The sequence below is a fragment of the Aeromicrobium sp. 50.2.37 genome, from assembly GCF_024655735.1.
Classification (GTDB): domain Bacteria; phylum Actinomycetota; class Actinomycetes; order Propionibacteriales; family Nocardioidaceae; genus Aeromicrobium.
In genome coordinates, this window is sequence record NZ_JANLGG010000020.1 from 17,127 (window position 1) to 35,260 (window position 18,134).

The window sequence follows — 18,134 nt, forward strand, 5'->3', positions numbered from 1 at the left end:
TGCTGCGGGGAAGGTCAGAGGTCGAGCGTGCCCACCCAGCGCTCGCCCTCGTCGCCGCCCCAGGCGTCCCAGGCCACGCGGCCCGGCGACGGGAAGCCCTCGGTGCCGCGCGTGAAGCCGTCGGCGTCCTTGTCCACGGAGTGCCGTGCGAAGTAGGCACGCATCTTCGTCGCCTGCTCGTCGGTGAGCTTCTCGCCGTTCGCCAGCTGGTGGGCGCGGTGGCGTCCGGTGTCGGTGAAGTTCTTCCCCGCCTTGCCGTCCTCGATCCACCGCACGGCTCGCTGCGCGGTCTCCTGGACGCCCTTCGGCGGCTGGTGCTTCCCGCTCATCGGCTCAGGGGTTCTCGACGACGCCGTGGTCGCTCTTGTACGGCTCGCCGGTGACCTTCGACTTCACCAGGCTGATCGCCGTGGCGACCTTGCTGCCCGGGGTGTCCCAGTACTCGGCGCGGTCGACCCTGACCTTGATCAGCGTCGAGTTGCTGCCCTCGGGTCCCTCGGGGAGCCACGCCTCGGCGAAGGAGCTCCACAGCTCCTTCAGCTTCGCGAGGTCGTCGACCACCTCCGCGCGGCCGGTCAGCGCCACCCAGGAGTCCGAAGAGCTGAACGTCAGCTGCACGTCGGGGCGCTTGGCCACGTCTTGGGTGTGCTCGGTGTCCTTGGCCGTGATGAACCACAGCTCGGCGGGATCCAGGTCGGTCTCCTGGCGGGCCATCGGGATGCTGCGCAGCGTGCCGTCGTCGGTGACGGTCGTGAACATCGCGATCCGCAGGTCGGTCAGCAGGTCGTCGAGCGTCTTCTCGGGGTCCGTGTCGCTCATCGTCTCTCCTCGTGTCGGGGTTCGGTTCGACCGTAGGACGGGCCCGGCGGGTGCGCCTGTCGAAAATTCGGGGGTTTGGGAAACCGTCTCCGGGGTAGCTCGCGATGTCGAGGTGCACTGCCCCGGATCGTCGCCGAACCTGGGGACATGACCGAGATCAGCAGGACCTTCACCGTCGAGCCCGCCCCCGCGACCGTCCTCGAGTACCTCAAGGACTTCTCCCACGCCGAGCAGTGGGACCCCGGCACCGAGTCGTGCACGCAGAACGGCGCCGGACCCGTCGTCGTCGGCACGACGTGGCACAACACCTCCAAGATCGCGGGCGTGAGCACCGAGCTGACGTACGAGCTCACCGAGCTCGACGACCGCCACGTGCAGTTCGTCGGCACCAACGAGACCGCCCACACGACCGACACGATCACCGTCGAGCCGCACGGCACCGGCAGCGAGATCACCTACGTCGCGACCATCGAGATGAAGGGTGCGGCCAAGCTCGCCACCCCCGTCGTCAAGCTGGTCTTCGAGAAGATCGGCAGCGACACCGAGGACGACATGGTGCGGGTGCTCAACGGGCTCTGACTCGCGGCCTCGACTGCCCCACCCGATCGGGAACACCTGGTCGGGTGGCGGTGTTGGGAGGTTCTGTCGGCGGTCCGTGGTCCCATGGTCCTGACCATGTTCCGATCAGGAACACCGACCTGCGGACCAGCGCGTCCCCGCACCAGCATCGAGCACCAGGGGTGGCATGACCAGCACGAGCCAGCACGACGTCGACGTCGAGACGTCCGGCCCTGACACGACCGGCCCTGAGGCGACCCGCACCGCGCCGCTGCCCCGCGAGCACCTGCTCGTGATCGTCACCCTGCTGGTGGCGTCGTTCGTGGTGATCCTCAACGAGACCGTCATGAGCGTCGCCATCCCCGTCCTCCAGGAGGACCTGGGCGTGCCGCCGTCGACGGGCCAGTGGCTCACCACGGCGTTCATGCTCACGATGGCTGTGGTCATCCCGCTCACCGGCTTCCTCATCCAGCGGGTCGCCACGCGGACGCTGTTCGTCGCGGCCATGTCGCTGTTCACGGCCGGCACCGCGCTCGCGTTCTTCTCGACCACCTTCGCGGTGCTGCTCGTGGCCCGCGTGGTCCAGGCGTCCGGGACCGCGGTCATGCTGCCGCTGCTCATGACCACGGTCATGACGATCGTCCCGGCTGCTCGCCGAGGCGCCATGATGGGCAACATCACCGTCGTCATCGCGGTGGCTCCGGCGCTCGGGCCCACGATGTCGGGCTTCGTGCTCGATCATCTGGGCTGGCGGTGGATCTTCGGCGTGGTCGCTCCCATCGCGCTCGCCGCGCTGGTGATCGGTGCCCGCTACGTCGTGAGCGTCTCGGCCACGGGGAACCAGCGCATCGACGTCGTGTCGGTGCCGCTGTCGGCGCTCGGTCTCGGCGGGCTCGTGTATGGCCTCGTGGGCATCGGCGAGCACGCCCAGGGATCGTCGGGCACCCCCACGTGGCTGCCGTTCGTCGTGGGCGCGGTGGCGCTGGCCGCCTTCGTCGCCCGCCAGATCCACCTGCAGCGCACTGACCGCGCCCTGCTCGACCTGCGCGTGTTCACGTCGGGCCAGTTCCGCATCGCGCTCGGCGCGATGCTCATCGGCATGTCGGCCATGTTCGGGTCGTTCCTCCTGCTGCCGCTGTTCGCGCAGCAGGCCCTCGGACTCTCGGCGCTGCAGACCGGCCTCATCACGCTGCCCGGCGGCATCGTCATGGGCGTCACCGGTCCTTTCGTCGGCCGGCTGTACGACCGGTATGGCCCGCGGGTCCTGGCGGTGCCCGGGTCGGTGCTCGTCTCGGCCGGCCTCTGGCTGCTCGTCGACGTCGACGCGGACACGTCGCTGGCCTGGCTGGTCGGCGCCAACCTCGTGCTCATGCTGGGCCTGTCGGCCACGTTCACGCCGCTCATGACGACCGCCCTCGGATCGGTGGAGCCGCGGCTCTACTCCTACGCGAGCGCCGTGGTCAGCACCCTCCAGCAGGTGGCCGGTGCTGCGGGCGCGGCGCTGTTCATCACGATCATGACCGTGGTGTCCAGCGCCGGCGTCGAGTCCGGGATGGGCGAGGGCGCCGCCTTCGTCGACGGTGTGCGGCGGGCATTCCTGGTAGGCGCGCTGCTCAGCCTGCTGCTCGTCGCGCTGGTGCCGTTCCTGCGCAAGCCCGACGCCGCGCCCGCCGCGCCCGCCGTGCACTGACGCCCCGGCCCGGAGGCCCTGCCCGTCGATGGCGAGACGGTGCCTAGGGTGGACGTGTGGGGGAGATGAGCACGGTCGCGCTGGTCGTCGTGCTCCTCGCGATCGTCCTCGGTGCCTTCGTGCAGTCGACCGTGGGCATCGGGCTCGGTCTGGTCGCCGCACCCGTGGTCACGCTCGCGGCCCCGCAGCTCATGCCCGGCGGGATGTTGATGGTCGTGGTGCTCCTGCCCATCGTCACGCTCGCGCGTGAGCGTGACGAGATCGACTGGGGCGGACTCCGGTGGGCCTTCCCGGCGCGCGTCGTCGGGACCGCCGTCGGCGTGTGGGTCGTGGCGAGCGTCGACGACCGCCAGCTCGGCATCGCCGTCGGCGCCATGGTCCTGGTGGCGGTGCTCCTCACCGCGCGCACCGTGGTCATCCCGGTGAACCGAGGAACCCTCAGCGGTGCCGGGTTCGTCAGCGGCGTCACCGGGACCGCGTCGTCGATCGGCGGGCCGCCGCTCGCCCTGCTGCTCCAGCGACGGTCGCCCCGGCAGATCCGGACCACGCTCGCGGTCTACTTCCTGCTCGGGTCCCTGCTCAGCCTCGTCGGGCTCGCCTGGGCCGGCGAGCTCACCGTCGACGAGGCCTGGTTCGCGCTCGCCGCCGTGCCGGCGCTCGTGCTCGGCTTCGTGGTGAGCGGGCCGCTGCGGCGGCGGCTCCCGGCCCACGTCGTGCGGCCCCTCGTGCTGCTCGTCAGCGGGGCGTCGGCCGTGGCCCTCATCGTCCGCTCGACGGTCGGCTGAGCGGCTCCCGAACCCCCGAAACGCCCCGCACGCAGGCGTCGTGGCCCGCAACGGTCTACACTTGGCCCAGCAGGTGCCGCACGGCCCGCGCTCGTGGGGATGGCGCTCAGCCGCCGCCCCACCGCCGATCTCACTGGCGGGCGAGCCGTCGTACGCCCTGTCGCGGGGGACGGACCAGCCGTTCACCGCCGACCGTGACAGACGTCCGGTCGCGGAGGAGGAGCCTGTTGGCCACACGAACCCAGCGCCAGAACCCCCAGCGCCAGAACCCGCAGCGCCAGAACGCGCAGCGAGGCAGCAACGGGGCGCGGCGCAAGAAGCACGACGACGACACCGGCCTCATGCCCGTGCTCGCCAAGGCCGTGCGCGAGGTCGAGAACGCCGTCCAGCGCCGCCGCGTCACCGCCACCACTCGCGCCACCTTCCAGGCCGTCGGCCTGCTCGTCCGTGAGGAGCGCGCCCGCGTCAAGACCGCGACCGACCTCACCGAGCCCCAGCGCGCCGACCAGCTCAAGCGACTCGACGGCGTGGCCACCATCCTGGCCAAGACCGCGACCCGCGAGCCCGCCCTCCTCATGCTCCTCACCGAGGAGGCCGAGGTCTCCGGGTCCACCCTGGCCCTCAAGCGTGAGCTCATGGCGGCCGCCGGCCTCGAGCTCGCCGCCGAGCCCACGCCCGACGCGGCCGTGCGCGTCGACCGCTCCGTCGTCCCCCGCTCCGTCATCGCGCGCCAGCTGGCCAACCCCTTCATGGCCCCCGACTTCACCGACGAGCCGCCCCCGCGCACCGGCCCCAGCCGCCTGGCCACGTGGGAGCTCCTCGGCCCGCTGCTGTCGTCGTTCGAGCGTGCCGCGGCCGGCGCCCCGGCCTGCATGGAGCTGCCCGAGCCGATCCCCGGCATCGTGCGCGGCCCCGAGCTGATGCGCCACCAGGCCGAGCTCGTCGCCGCTGCGGCCGACGGTCACCGCACCTTCCTGCTGGCCGACGAGCCGGGCCTGGGCAAGACGGCCCAGTCGCTGCTCGCCGCCCAGGCCGCGGGCGCCTTCCCGCTGCTCGTCGTCGTCCCCAACGTGGTCAAGGCCAACTGGGCACGCGAGGCCGGGCTCTGGACGCCGCACCGTCCCGTCACCGTGGTGCACGGCAACGGCGACGACATCGACGCCTTCGCCGACATCGTGGTCGTCAACTACGAGATCCTCGACCGGCACGCCGGCTGGCTCGGCGACCTGGGCTTCCGTGGCATGGTGCTCGACGAGGCCCACTTCATCAAGAACACCTCGTCGCAGCGCTCGCGGCACGTCCTCAGGATCGCCGACCGCATCCGCAGCCGGACCTCGCGTCCGCTCATGATGGCGCTCACCGGCACCCCGCTCATCAACGACGTCGACGACTTCCGCGCCATCTGGCAGTTCCTCGGCTGGATCGACGAGAAGAAGCCGATGCCCGAGCTCATGCACGCCCTCGACGAGACGGGTCTGACGCCGCTCGACGCCGGGTTCTTCCCCGCCGCGCGCCAGGCCGTCATCGACCTCGGGATCGTGCGCCGCCGCAAGATCGACGTCGCCGCCGACATCCCCGCCCGTCGCATCGCCGACATGCCCGTCGAGCTCGACGGCGAGGCCGGTCGGTCCATCCGCGCCGCCGAGGCCGAGCTGGCCCGCCGTCTGGTGGCCCGCTACGACCGCGCCGCAGCCGCCCGCATCGAGGCCGGGCACCCGGTCGCGGAGGTCCTCGACCTCGACCTCGTGCGCAAGGTCGCCGCGTGGGAGCGCGAGGAGGCCAACGAGTCCACGGGCGAGAACGTGTTCTCCATGGTGCGTCGCATCGGCCAGGCCAAGGCCGGGCTCGCCGCCGACTACACCGCCCAGCTGGCGCGCAGCGTCGGCAAGGTCGTGTTCTTCGCCAAGCATCTCGACGTGATGGACGCCGCCCAGAAGGCGTTCGAGGAGCGTGGCATCGGCTACACCTCGATCCGGGGCGACCAGACCGCCGCTGCCCGCACCAAGGCGATCGACGCGTTCCAGAACGATCCGGGCACGCAGATCATCGTCTGCTCGCTCACCGCGGCCGGCGTGGGCATCAACCTGCAGGTCGCCTCGAACGTGGTCCTGGCCGAGCTGTCGTGGACCGACGCCGAGCAGATGCAGGCCATCGACCGTGTGCACCGGATCGGGCAGAGCGAGCCCGTCACGGCGTGGCGCATCATCGCCTCGCAGACGATCGACAGCCGCATCGTCGAGCTCATCGACAGCAAGGCCGGGCTCGCCGCCCGCGCCCTCGACGGTGAGGACACCGAGGTCGAGGCGACCGACGTGCAGCTCGAGGCGCTCGTCGGCATCCTGTCCGACTCCCTGCAGGCGCGCCGCCGCTGACCGCCCGCCCCTCCGCGTTTCGAAGGGATATCGACGATTCCTGCTGGTCAGGATTGTCACTTTCCCTTCGAAACGCGGACGGGGCTCCTCGAAGGACGGGGTCAGCCGAGGGCGCGGTCGAGGTTGATCGCGGCGCTGATGAGCGACAGGTGCGTGAAGGCCTGCGGGAAGTTGCCCAGCTGGTCGCCCGTGGCGCCGATCTGCTCGGCGTACAGGCCCAGGTGGTTGGCGTAGGTGAACATCTTCTCCAGCGCCACCTCGGCCTCGCGGTGCCGTCCGGCCCGGGTCAGGGCCTCCACGTACCAGAACGAGCACAGGCTGAACGTGCCCTCGCCGTCGTGCAGGCCGTCGCCGTCGGTGTCCGTGTCGGCGATGCCGTCGGGCGCGGCGTGCACGTCGTAGCGGAACACCAGGCTGTCAGCCACGAGCTGGTCCTCGATCGCGTCGAGCGTGGAGAGGAAGCGCGGGTCCACGGGCGAGCAGAACTTGACCATCGGCATCAGCAGCACGCCCGCGTCGAGCACCGGGGCGTCCGCCGGGTCGGCGTCGGGGTCGACCGCGGCCAGCGTGAACGTGCGGTGGTGCTCGTCCCAGTGCCTCGTCATGATCTCGTCGTGGATCTGGTCGCGCACCCGCGCCCACGCCGACAGGTCGCCGGGCAGACCGCGCTGCCGGGCCATGCGGATCATCCGCTCCACCGCCACCCAGCACATGAGCCGGCTGGTGGTGTGCGCCCGCACGTCGCCGCGGATCTCCCACATGCCGGCGTCGGGGGAGTCCCAGTGCTCCATCACCCAGTCCAGCACGCGGCGCAGGTCGTTCCAGGCGTCGTGGCTGATCCCCGGGCCGTACTTGTCGAACAGGTAGACCGCGTCGATGACCTCGCCGTAGATGTCGAGCTGCAGCTGGTCGACCGCGCCGTTGCCCACCCGCACCGGGCGTGAGTCGGCGTAGCCGGCCAGGTGGTCGAGGGCGTGCTCGTCGACCGGCGTCGACCCGTCGATGTCGTAGAGCACCCGCAGGGGCCCCAGCCGTTCGGCGTCGTCGCGCTCCTCGCCCAGGCGCTCGGACAGCCAGCGCGTGAACGCGTTCGCCTCCGAGGTGAACCCGAGCCGGAGCAACGCGTACAGGCTGAACCCGGCGTCGCGAATCCAGACGTACCGGTAGTCCCAGTTGCGGGAGCCGCCGATGGTCTCCGGCAGGCTCGTCGTGGGCGCCGCGATGACGGCACCCGTCGGCTCGTGCGTGAGCAGCTTGAGCGTGATCGCCGACCGGTGCACGGTCTCGCGCCAGCGTCCCTTGTAGGTCGACTGAGAGATCCACCCTCGCCAGAACGCCGACGTCGCCTCGAACAGCTCCGACGTGTCCTCCACGCCGCAGGCCTGGAACGGCGACGGCTGTCCATCGGTGGCTCCCGTCGGGCCCTCACCGACGTCGAGGACCTCGAGCACGAACAGTGCGTGCTCGCCCTCGTCGAGCGTCACCTCGGCCACGACGTCGAGCCCGTCGACCTCGAGCGGCACCGTGGAGCTGATCCCGACCCGGACGGCGGGATCGTCGCCGAGCGCGGGCGCCGACACGACGACCCCGCCGTCGACCTGCTCCACGTCGGGGTCCTGCCGCGCGTAGTGCGGCCGCGCGGCCACGCGCGATCGCACGACCGACCGGCCGCGCACGGCGGTCACGCGCCGCACGAGCCGCTGGCGGTGGTCGGCGTCCTCGGCCTCCAGCACCGGCATGAAGTCGTGCACCTCCACGACGCCCTCCTCGGTGAGGAAGCGCGTGGCGAGGATGGCGGTGTCGGGGAAGTAGAACTGCTGCGAGCGCACCGAGCCGTCGACCGGGTACAGCTGCCACGACCCGCCGCGCTCGGCGTCGAGCACCGACGCGAAGACGCTCGGTGCGTCGAAACGACCCGGGCAGAACCAGTCGATCGTGCCGTCGGTGCCCACCAGTGCGGCGGTCCGCAGGTCACCGATCAGTCCGTGGTCCGCGATCGGCAGCGGAGGTGTGGTCGGGGACGTCACCGCAGGTGCCAGCCGCGCTCGCCGGCCAGGTCGAGCGCCGCCTGCGGTCCCCAGGACCCCTTCGCGTACGTCTGCACCGGCGGCGGGTCCTCCAGCACGGGCGTGATGACCTGCCACAGCCGGTCGACCTCGTCGCCACGGGTGAAGAGCATCTGGTCACCCTGCATCACGTCGAGCAGCAGGCGCTCGTACGCCTCGAGCGGCCGGTGCTCGGCGTCCTCGTCGTCGGCGTCGGGCAGCGTGAGGGTGGCGGCGGCACGCTCGAGCTCGAACGTCGGTCCCGGGCGCTTCACGTTGAGGCTCGCCGTGACCTCGGGCACCTCGCCCAGCTCGAGGACGAGCCGGTCGTCGCCGTCCTCGCGCGACTCGAACAGCGGCTCGGGTGCGCGGAAGAACAGGGTCACCGTGCGGCGGGTCGCCGCCATGGCCTTGCCGGTGCGCAGGAGGAACGGGACACCGCGCCAGCGGTCGGTGTCCACGTGCACGCGCACCGCCACGAAGGTCTCCGTCGTGGAGTCGGCGTCGACCCCGTCCTCGTCGGTGTAGCCCTCGTACTGCCCGCGCACCACGTCGCCGGGGCTCAGCGGCTGCACCGCCTCGAACACCGCGGCCTTCGCGTCGCGCAGGTGGTCGGCGTCGATGCCGTCGGGTCGCTCCATGGCCAGGAAGCCGAGGACCTGCGACAGGTGCGTCGAGACCATGTCGCGCAGTGCTCCGGTGGCCTCGTAGAACGAGCCCCGACCCTCGATCGTCAGCTCCTCGGGCACGTCGATCTGCACGGCGCACACGTGCTCGGCGTTCCACGACGGCTCGAGCAGCCCGTTCGCGAACCGCAGCGCCAGCACGTTCTGCACCGCCTCCTTGCCCAGGAAGTGGTCGATGCGGAACACGGCGTCCTCGCCGGCGACGTCGTCGAGCGTGGCCTGCAACGAGCGCGACGACTCCAGGTCGGTGCCGAACGGCTTCTCCACGACGATGCGGGCGTCGTCGGCGATGCCCTCGGCACCGAGCATGCGGATCATCGGCTCCATCGCGGCGGGTGGGACCGACAGGTAGACCAGGCGGCGGGCGTCGTCGCCCAGCTCGGACTCGGCGTCCCGCACCGCAGCCGCCAGGGCGCTGCCGTCGTCGGCGTCGGACGTCTGGAACGTGATGCGGGAGACGAAGGCGTCGGCGACGTCGGCGTCCAGCTCGTCGACGGTGTCGCGCAGACCGTCGAGCACCTGCTGGGCGAAGTCGCCTTCGGGCGCGTGGCGCCCGGACCCGATCACCCGGTAGTCGGCGGGGAGGCGGCCGGCCGCGGCCAGGCGGTACAGGCCGGGAAACAGCTTGCGGCGGGCGAGATCGCCGGTGGCGCCGAAGAGCACGACGACGTGCGGGGGCAGGGCGGTGGGGGAGTCAGGCACGACACGTCCTCGCGTCGGGGGAGCAGGGGCACCACCCACGCTAGGAGCGGGTGGGTGATACCGCATGGCGACCGCTGCGGAAGCAACGAGTCCGACGAAGGGGATCGGACGCCCCGGCGCTTCTCGAGGGCTCCGGGACGTCCGTCCGGGCATCGCGCCACACCCCTGGAGGCGAGCGTGCCCAGGGCAGCATAACCGAAGTTGGACTTTCGTTCGTGTCCGATGGGTCGGGGTGGTCGCTACGATGACGCTCCGACGGTGCGTCGACGACGCCGGGACGCCGTCCGTGACCGGGGGAGGGTGGCGTGAGCGACGCCGAGATGGACGGACCCGACACGGACCGCCTGTGGGGTGCCGAGTGGTGGGAGCGTCTCGCCGACGCGCGTGAGCGGTGGCGCGAGGGGCACGTCGGGACCGCACGGACCCTCGACGGGGTGGTCCGCACCGCCTTGTTCGTCGCCTTCGCCGTGCTCGTCGTGACGGTCAGCGTCTCGCCGGTCCTGCGCGCGGGACTCGGTGCGTGGCTGGGCGGTGCCTGGCTGGCGCTGCTGGGGTTCGTGCTGCTGCGCACCAAGACCATCGCCTGGTCGACGTACTGGTGGATCTTCACGGTCTCGCTCGGCTGGTCCTTCGTCGCGAGCGTCGGCCTGGGCTCGCTGGCCTCCTCGGTCTCCGCCGGGGGCGCGGAGGCCGCCGGTCCGGCGGTGGGCATCGCGTCGATCGGCGAGGAGGCGCTGAAGCTGGCGCCCCTGCTGCTCATCGCGGTGTTCGCCCCAGGGCGGGTCCACCGCTTCTCGGTGGCCGACTGGGTGCTCGTCGCCCTGGCGAGCGGCGCGGCCTTCACGGCGGTCGAGGAGTTCATCCGGCGGGTCGCGAGCATCGGTCTCGAGGGCGGCGGCGTCCCCGACAGCTTCCTGTCGTTCGGCGTCTCCGGGCTGCAGCTGGCCTACGACGGTGCGGTGGCCTATCCGGGCCACCACGCCGCCACCGGCATCACGGGTGCAGCGGTGGGGCTGGGCATCGCGCTGGTGCGTCGGTCGCGGCGCGACATCGGCTGGCGGAGGGCGACGCTCCTCGTCGCCGGGGTCGCGCTCCCGGTGCTCGTGTGGTGGCTCTTCGTCGTGCGGCACGCCGCGCTCAACGCCCTCGGCGTCGGCGTCGACCTGCCCTGGCCGATGGCCTTCACCGAGGCGCTGCTGCCGCCCGCGTGGGGGCGTACCCTGACCGTGCTGCTGGTGCTCCTGCTGGTGCAGCTCGTCGACGCCCGACGCCTCGCCCGCTGGCGCGACGCCAGCCTGGAGGACGGTCCCACCCCCGCCTGGCTCGACCGGCTGCTCGACACGACCGAGGGCTGGCGCGCCGCGGACGGGCCCGCGCGGTTCGCCGCCCCGGTGGTGGAGAGCGCCGGCCACCTCGGCCACGTGGTCGGCCGCGACGTCCGTCAGCTCGCGGAGGTCGTCGGGAGCCAGGATGGGACGAACCGATGGTCGATCCTGCGGTCTTCTCGTACGCTCTTGGCCATGCAGCGAGAGATGCGACAGATCGTCCAGCACCTGGATGGCGCTCCGTCGCGCCCCTCGGTCGTCCGCTCGGTGGCCCTGGTGGCGCTCCTCGTGCTCGGTGCGGTGACCGTGCTCGTGGCGCCGGCGGTGGCCGACGACGTCCAGTCCGCGGCCGACAGCGGCCAGGCCTGGATGGCCGGACTGCTCCAGCAGCTCGACCAGTGGTGGAGCGGGGCGAGCTTCATCGACCGCACGCTCTTCACCTCCGGCACGGTGGCTGCGGCGACGCTGTCGTCGGCCGCCCTGGGGCGGTCGCCCGGCTCGCTGCGCGAGACGACGCCCGTGGGCGCCGTCGCGGCGCTCGGCCACGGCGCGCTGGCGGCCGGCCTGCGGGTCACGGGGTCCGCGGCCAACGCCACCTCACCGTGGGTGGCCGAGACCGACCGCTACCTGGCCGATCCCACCGGTTGGCGCACCGCCCAGATGATCCGGCTCAGCGCGCCGGGAGCCTGACCGGCTGCACGTCGGCCACCGTCTTGTCGTCGCGCAGCCCGCGCCACACCGGGTGGCGCAGGTGGCCGGAGTCGGTCCAGCCTGCCGACGTCACCTCGCCGACGATCGTGGGCTCCACCCACACGGCCTCGCGGGCGACGTCGCGTGGTGCCGCCACCGTGGCCTCGTCGCGACGAGCCTCCTCCAGCCGTGCTGAGAGGTCGGCCAGCGTGCGCTCGGCGAACCCGGTGCCGACGCGACCGGCGTAGACGAGCGTGCCCTCGGCGTCGGGAACGGCGACGAGGAGCGACCCGATGCCGCCGCCGCGTCCCCCCTTCCCGGGTCGCCAACCGACCACGACGACCTCCACGTGCTGCTCGTGCTTGAGCTTGACCCAGTGCGCGGACCTCGCCCCGGGCCGGTACCGACTGGTGCGACGCTTCGCCACCACGCCCTCGAGGCCCAGCGTCCGGCTGGCCTCCATCGCGGCCTCCAGGTCACCGTCGAACGCGGCCGGCACGTCCACCCCGTCGGCATCGTCGAGGTCGAGGCCGAGCAGCAGCTCGCGACGCTGCTCGTAGGGCAGCCCGGTCACGTCGGAGCCACCGAACCTGAGCAGGTCGAACCCGACGAACCGCACCGGGACGCTGCGGCGTGCCGCGGTCACCTCGCGGGGCTTCGTGAGCCCGATTCGCTGCTGGATGCGCCCGAAGGAGGGGGCGCCAGCGTCGTCGAGGGCCACCACCTCGCCGTCGACGACCGTGTCGTCGAGGTCGAGCGTCGCCAGCGCCTCGGTGATCTCGGGGTACGTGGCGGTGACGTCGCGACCGCTGCGCCCGACGAGCCGCACGGCGCCCGCGTCGCACGTGGCCACCACGCGCACCCCGTCCCACTTCATCTCGAACGCCCAGGCGTCCGCGTCGGCGTGGGCGTCGAACGTGCCGGCGCGCGTGGCGAGCATGGGTGCGACCGTGTCGAGGTGCTGCGTGCCGAGCCTGTCGAGGTGTTCGGGGTGCGTCGACGTCACGTCGTCGTCGCTCGTCTCGTCGCGCTTCGGCGCGTCCTCGGCCGGCTCGCGGGGCGGGTCCATGCGGTGCATGAGCCAGTTCTCCCCGGTGCGGATGAGCGCGAACCGCACGCTGCCGCCGAGCCCGCCGCCGTCGCTGCCGTGCAGGGTGGCGATGACCTCGCCGTCCTTCCACTTCTCGAGCGCGTACGTGCCGTGGTCCCAGATCGACACCTCGCCCGCGCCGTACTCACCCTTCGGGATGGTGCCCTCGAACGTGGCGTAGTCCATCGGGTGGTCCTCGGTCGGCACCGCCAGGTGGTTCTTCCCGGGATCCTCGGGTGGACCCTTCGGGACCGCCCACGACACGAGCACCCCCTCGCGCTCCAGCCGCACGTCGTAGTGCAGCCGGGTGGCGTGGTGCTCCTGGACGACGAAGACCGGCCCGGCGCGATCCTGGGCGGCGGCGCCGTCGGCCGGGGCGTCGGCGGGGACGGGCTCGGGCGTGCGGCTGGCGTCGCGCATCGACCGGTAGACCGTCAGCCGGTCGGGCGCGGCGGTCCCGCCCACCGCCGTGTCGGTGTCGCTGCCCTCCGCCCCCAGGCCGGAGAGAGGGTCCTCGGAGCGCTCCAGCACCTCGGCCATCGTGAGGTGCCGCAGATCGGGACCGAGCTCGTCCCAGTGCCGTGGCGCGGCGACGAAGGGGCCCTCGCCGTCCGGGGCCGCGCGGCCACGCAGCGAGTAGGGGGCGATCGTGGTCTTGGCCTGGTTGTTCTGGCTCCAGTCGACGAGCACCTTGCCCTCGCGCAGGGACTTCTTCATCGACGAGACCACGAGGTCGGGCAGCGCGTCCTCCAGGGCCGCGGCGACCTGCTTGGCGAAGGCGTTCACGTAGTCGGGCCCGTGCTCGCCGGTGAGCCTCGCGTACAGGTGCAGTCCCTTGCTGCCGCTCGTGACGGGCCAGGCCGTGAGCCCCACGTCGTCGAGCAGCTCACGCGCGGCGAGTGCGACCTCCACACACTCGGCCAGACCTGCCCCGGGCCCGGGATCGAGGTCCAGCACCAGGCGGTCCGGATGACGGGGCGTGCCGTCGGCGTCGACCCGCCACTGCGGCACGTGCAGCTCCAGCGCCGCCACCTGCCCGAGCCACGCCAGGGTGGCCGGCGAGTCCACGATCGGGTACACGTTCACGTGGCTCTTGTGCCGCACCACCACCCGGCGCACCCAGTCCGGAGCCGAGTCGGGCAGGTTCTTCTCGAAGAACACCTCGGTGCTCTTCTCCGCCCGTGGCCCGGAACCCCCGCCGGGGCGGTCGGCCACTCCCACGCCGTCGGGCCACCGCTTGCGGGTGGCGGGGCGCCCGATCGCCCACGGCAGCAGCCGGTCGGCGACCGCCACGTAGTACGAGATCACCTCGGCCTTGGTCGTGCCCGACGCCGGGTACAGCACCTTGTCGAGGTTGGTCACGCGCAGGCGGCGACCGTCGACCTGCACGGTCTGCGACGACCCGCGACCCGCCACGACCGCGGTCAGGCCTTCTTGCGGGCGCGCGGCTTGGTCGCGCCCGAGCCCTGGCCGCCCGAACCCTGACCACGCCGCTCCTTGCTGCGCTCGACGCTGCGCTTCAGCGCCTCCATCAGGTCGACGACCTCGGCGTCCTCACCCTCGTCGTCCTTCTCGCCGAACGTGGCCGCGGTGTCGATCGTGTCGCCCTGCTCCAGCTTGGCCTCCACCAGCGTGCGGAGCTGCTCCTGGTAGTCGTCGGTGAACTGCGACGCGTCGAAGTCGGCCGCCAGGGAGTCGACCAGCTGGGCGGCCATGTCGCGCTCCTTGGCGCTGATCCGCGGCACCTGGTCGAGCACGTCGAACTCCGCCTCGCGGATCTCGTCGTCCCACAGCATGGTCTGCAGCAGCAGGGTCTTGTCGCGCACCCGCAGCACCGCGAGGCGCGTCTTCTGCCGCAGCGCGAACCGCACGACGGCGCTGCGGTCGGTGTCCTCCAGGGCACGCCGCAGGAGGGTGTACGGCTTGATCGCGGTCTTGTCCGGCTCGAGGAAGTAGGCCTTGTCGAGCCGGATCGGGTCGATCTGCTTGGCCGGGACGAACTCCACGACCTCGATCTCCTTGGCCGTCTCGGCCGGCAGCGACGCGAAGTCCTCGGGCGTCAGGACCACCGTGTTCTCGCCGTCGTCGTAGGCCTTCGCGATGTCCTCGTAGGCCACGACCTCGCCGCAGATCTCGCACCGACGCTGGTAGCGGATGCGACCACCGTCGTCCGCGTGCACCTGGTGCAGGGACACGTCGTGGTTCTCGGTGGCGCTGTAGACGCGCACCGGCACGTTGACCAGCCCGAAGCTGATCGAGCCCTTCCAGATCGAGCGCATGGATCCAGTCTTCCTCAGTGGAAGGGACACGGCCAGCCCGCGCACGAACGTCGGGCCGGGACCACCATGGTCCCGGCCCAACGTGAGCGTGCTGCTGCGGCTACTTGGAGCCGGGTCCGTCGACCGCGTCGAGCGAGTCGGCGGTGGGAGCGGCACCCGGAGGCGTCGAGCCCGACGGCGGACGCGGCGCGGGCGCCGGAGCCGGCTGGTACGGCGGCGGGGGCGGAGCCTGCTTGCCCTTCAGGGTGGCGAAGGCGGCGGCACCGGCACCGGCGATGAGGCCCAGGCCGACGATGCGACGCAGACGACGCTTCTTCTTCGGCTTGACCTCCTCGGGCAGACGGTCGGCCACGCGCTTCGGCAGCTTGTCGTAGGTCTTCTCGTTGAGCTCGGGCGTGCGCTCGAGCAGCTCGTCACGCAGCTCCGGGAGACGCTCGCGCAGCTCGGCGACGCCGTGGCTGGCCTTCGCCGCGACGATGTCGCGCACGTCGGCGGCACCGGACTGGGTCTTGGCGACGACGCTGTCGCGCACCTCGGGAGCGTGGTCCACGAGCTGCTGGCGGACGTCGTCGGCCTGGGCGAGGAGGTCCTCGAGGCGGCTCTGGAGCTTGTCCTTGACGGTCTTGTTCTTCCTCAGCGGCATGCTGACACGGCTCCTCGGTGGTCGATGGTGCTTCTCGCTCCCGACACTATCGCCGGTGCCTCCGCGGTGCACCCTGTGCTGGTCCTGTTCTCCGCCCGTGGCCCGGAACCCCCGCCGGTGCCGTTCTCCGCCCGCGGCCCGGAACCCCCGCCGGGCGGTCGGGGTCAGCCGCGCAGGCGACGGGCGGCGCGGCGCCAGCGTGGCACGGGGGCCGGCGCGGTCGGCTTGACGATCTCGACGAACCCCGGTGCGTAGGGCTCGAGGCCGGCATCGACCCGGCGGCCGATCTCGACGGCGGCCGCGTGGGGGTCGTCGAAGGGGACGCCGCTCAGCTGGTTGGGGGAGAAGCGCCACCACTGCAGCCGCAGCAGCTCGTCGACGACGTCCTCGGGGAGTCGGCGGCGCAGGACCCTGGCCGGCAGTCCGGCGGCGATCGAGTACGGCGGGAGGTCCTTCGTGACGACCGCCCCGGCGGCGACGACGCAGCCGTCGCCGATGCGCACCCCCTTGAGCACCACGACGTTGGCGCCGAGGTGCACGTCGTTGCCGATGACGGCGGGCTCCTCGCCGCGCACGCCTCGGAACGACGTCCGCCCCCCTGCCTCGGGGTCGACGGTCTCGACGGCGTCGGCGCTCGGGTGCCACCCCCAGGTGCTGGCGCGGTACTGAAACGCGGAGGCGCTGAGCCACGTCGTGGGGTGGCTGATGGCCCCGAGGATGCTGCCGGGACCGATCTCGCCGTAGCGACCGACGTCGGCCGACTGGATCTCCACGATCTTGCCGAACTCGGTGAAGGCACCCACGTGCGTGTCGGAGCGGATCGTCAGGGCCCCGATGATCCGCACGGGCGGCTCGGCCAGGAAGCGGGCACCGTTGGACCGGTTGATGCGCTGGGCGCCGCGCGCGTGTTGCTCCACGTCGTCAGGGTATCGGCGCGCGGCAGAGGCTTTGGTCCCCCGTCCGGGCGTTCCGGCCCCGGCGGTCGCCGGGATCGGTGATCATGGACGCCGGACGATCGGGGTCGAGCGGTTCGGGGTGGAGAAGCAGGGGTTGCACGTGCCAGGTTCCGTCGCCATCGTCGGCCGCACGTACCCGGCGATGACCGTGGCCACCGTGCTGCTCAACGTGGTCGCCGTCGCGATGCTGTCGCTGACCCTGCTCACGTGGCGACCTGACAACAACCCGAGGTCCGTGCTCGTGGCGCTGCTGCTCACGTCGGCCGCGGCCCTGGTCTGGACGCTGGTGCGGGGCGCGCTGCTCGAGCAGCGTGACGTGGCCGTGATGGTCGCCCTGGCGTTCGGCGCCCTCGCGGCGCTCACCTGGGGGACCGATCGCGAGCTCGCGGCGTTCGCGAACGGCTCCAGCGCCCCGATGCTCTCGGTGTTCGCGGTCTGGTTCCTGGCGATCGGGCTGGCACGGGTGATCGCGTACGTCGGCACGGCGGTGTGGGGACTCGCGATCGCGAGCCACGCCGACGAGACATTGCTGGTGCCCGCCGTCACGGTGGCCGTGCAAGTCGTGGTGGCGACGGAGGTCCTGGGCAGGCTCCGGGCACGGCTGGACCTGCTGGCCCGCACCGACGAGCTCACCGGGGCCCTCAACCGGCGAGGTGCGCATGCCCTCGTGACGCAGCACCTCACCCGCAGGGCGCGACTCGGCACCCCGCTCACGGTGCTAGCGCTGGACGTGGACGACCTCCGCGCGGTCAACAACCGGGGCGGGCACCCGGCCGGGGACGCGATGCTGCGGGCGATCGTCGACCACCTGCGTTCCGGGCTCCGCCCCGGCGACGAGGTGGGCCGGCTCGGAGGTGACGAGTTCCTCGTGGTCCTGCCGGGCGTGGACCACGGGGTGGGCGACGTCGTCGCCCGGCGGCTCGCCGAGGGAGCACCGGCCTCCTGGGCCGTCGGGGTGGCCGAGGCACGGGCCGACGATGATCCCGCGTCGCTGCTGGCGCGGGCCGACGCGCGGATGTACGAGCGGAAGCAGTTCCGGCGGGGGCTGGATCAGGCCTGAGGCGTGGGCGTGGGCGCCGGGGCGTCGACGCGTGCCGGGCGTCCGAGGAGCCCGCGTCGGTCGGCCAGCACCTCGAACACGACCGTGAAGAACGGCGGGATCGCGGCCAGCAGCGCGAGGACGAGCGTCTTGAGGTTCCAGCCGAAGGTGCGCCAGGCGACGAGGGCGGACGCGCAGTAGGCCACGAAGAAGGCGCCGTGGATGGGGCCGGAGATCGGGACGCCACCCTCGATGCCGCTGTGCGGGTCGTCCTGGACCACCCACTTGAAGAACATCGTGACGAGCAGGACGGCCCACGACACGGCCTCGGCGAACGCGAGCGCGCGGAAGGTCGGTCGGACCCAGGCCGGGTGGGTGCCGTCGGGAGAGGGGGAGGCGGTGCGGCTGGCGGCGTTCACGCGCGCCAGGGTATCGGCGCAACGCAAAAGAAACAC

15 protein-coding genes are annotated in these 18,134 nt (G+C 72.2%); 6 read left to right on the forward strand and 9 right to left on the reverse strand.

Annotation, left to right across the window (positions count from 1 at the left end; translation table 11 throughout):
- Nucleotides 1–14: 14 nt before the first annotated feature.
- Together NUV38_RS11820 and NUV38_RS11825 are read right to left on the reverse strand one after the other, a co-directional pair.
- Nucleotides 15–329 (reverse strand): hypothetical protein, encoded by a 315-nt coding sequence (locus NUV38_RS11820; RefSeq protein WP_257729303.1) that lies wholly within the window; start codon nt 327–329, stop codon nt 15–17.
- 4 nt (nt 330–333) lie between these two features.
- Nucleotides 334–819, reverse strand: a complete 486-nt coding sequence (locus tag NUV38_RS11825) for a pyridoxamine 5'-phosphate oxidase family protein (RefSeq protein WP_257729304.1) — start codon at nt 817–819, stop codon at nt 334–336.
- A gap of 147 nt (nt 820–966) precedes the next feature.
- Between NUV38_RS11825 and NUV38_RS11830 the strand changes: the two genes are divergently transcribed.
- From NUV38_RS11830 to NUV38_RS11845, 4 genes are all read left to right on the forward strand, one after another.
- Nucleotides 967–1,398, forward strand: a complete 432-nt coding sequence (locus NUV38_RS11830; RefSeq protein WP_257729305.1) for an SRPBCC family protein — start codon at nt 967–969, stop codon at nt 1,396–1,398.
- A gap of 166 nt (nt 1,399–1,564) precedes the next feature.
- Entirely contained in the window at nt 1,565–3,067 is a 1,503-nt protein-coding gene (locus NUV38_RS11835) for an MDR family MFS transporter (RefSeq protein WP_257729306.1), read from the forward strand.
- Between the two features lie 65 nt (nt 3,068–3,132).
- Nucleotides 3,133–3,852, forward strand: a complete 720-nt coding sequence (locus tag NUV38_RS11840; protein WP_257729353.1) for a sulfite exporter TauE/SafE family protein — start codon at nt 3,133–3,135, stop codon at nt 3,850–3,852.
- 227 nt (nt 3,853–4,079) lie between these two features.
- Nucleotides 4,080–6,224 carry a DEAD/DEAH box helicase gene (locus NUV38_RS11845; RefSeq protein ID WP_308219693.1) on the forward strand — a complete coding sequence of 715 codons (2,145 nt, stop codon included), beginning with the start codon at nt 4,080–4,082 and terminating at the stop codon, nt 6,222–6,224.
- A gap of 101 nt (nt 6,225–6,325) precedes the next feature.
- Here the strand turns inward: NUV38_RS11845 and NUV38_RS11850 are convergent, their stop codons facing one another.
- Together NUV38_RS11850 and zwf are read right to left on the reverse strand one after the other, a co-directional pair.
- Nucleotides 6,326–8,251 (reverse strand): glycoside hydrolase family 15 protein, encoded by a 1,926-nt coding sequence (locus NUV38_RS11850; protein WP_257729307.1) that lies wholly within the window; start codon nt 8,249–8,251, stop codon nt 6,326–6,328.
- Nucleotides 8,248–9,657, reverse strand: a complete 1,410-nt coding sequence (gene zwf / locus NUV38_RS11855) for a glucose-6-phosphate dehydrogenase (protein WP_257729308.1) — start codon at nt 9,655–9,657, stop codon at nt 8,248–8,250. The genes NUV38_RS11850 and zwf overlap by 4 nt, the downstream gene beginning before the upstream one ends.
- A 305-nt stretch (nt 9,658–9,962) precedes the next feature.
- Here zwf and NUV38_RS11860 point away from each other — a divergent pair, with 305 nt between their 5' ends.
- Nucleotides 9,963–11,672 carry a hypothetical protein gene (locus tag NUV38_RS11860; RefSeq protein ID WP_257729309.1) on the forward strand — a complete coding sequence of 570 codons (1,710 nt, stop codon included), beginning with the start codon at nt 9,963–9,965 and terminating at the stop codon, nt 11,670–11,672.
- On the opposite strand, the gene NUV38_RS11865 is transcribed toward NUV38_RS11860, so the two are convergent.
- From NUV38_RS11865 to NUV38_RS11880, 4 genes are all read right to left on the reverse strand, one after another.
- Entirely contained in the window at nt 11,653–14,178 is a 2,526-nt protein-coding gene (locus NUV38_RS11865) for an ATP-dependent DNA ligase (protein ID WP_257729310.1), read from the reverse strand. The two genes, NUV38_RS11860 and NUV38_RS11865, sit on opposite strands and share 20 nt — an antisense overlap.
- 8 nt (nt 14,179–14,186) lie before the next feature.
- Entirely contained in the window at nt 14,187–15,041 is an 855-nt protein-coding gene (locus tag NUV38_RS11870; RefSeq protein WP_257729311.1) for a Ku protein, read from the reverse strand.
- A 100-nt stretch (nt 15,042–15,141) separates the two neighbouring features.
- Nucleotides 15,142–15,684, reverse strand: a complete 543-nt coding sequence (locus tag NUV38_RS11875) for a hypothetical protein (protein ID WP_257729312.1) — start codon at nt 15,682–15,684, stop codon at nt 15,142–15,144.
- A gap of 164 nt (nt 15,685–15,848) precedes the next feature.
- Nucleotides 15,849–16,601 (reverse strand): CatB-related O-acetyltransferase, encoded by a 753-nt coding sequence (locus tag NUV38_RS11880; RefSeq protein ID WP_257729313.1) that lies wholly within the window; start codon nt 16,599–16,601, stop codon nt 15,849–15,851.
- Nucleotides 16,602–16,740: 139 nt separating this feature from the next.
- Between NUV38_RS11880 and NUV38_RS11885 the strand changes: the two genes are divergently transcribed.
- On the forward strand, nt 16,741–17,700 hold the full coding sequence (locus tag NUV38_RS11885; RefSeq protein ID WP_257729314.1) for a GGDEF domain-containing protein: 960 nt from the start codon (nt 16,741–16,743) through the stop codon (nt 17,698–17,700).
- Here the strand turns inward: NUV38_RS11885 and NUV38_RS11890 are convergent.
- On the reverse strand, nt 17,691–18,098 hold the full coding sequence (locus tag NUV38_RS11890) for a DUF3817 domain-containing protein (RefSeq protein ID WP_257729315.1): 408 nt from the start codon (nt 18,096–18,098) through the stop codon (nt 17,691–17,693). The genes NUV38_RS11885 and NUV38_RS11890 overlap by 10 nt on opposite strands.
- Nucleotides 18,099–18,134 lie beyond the last annotated feature (36 nt).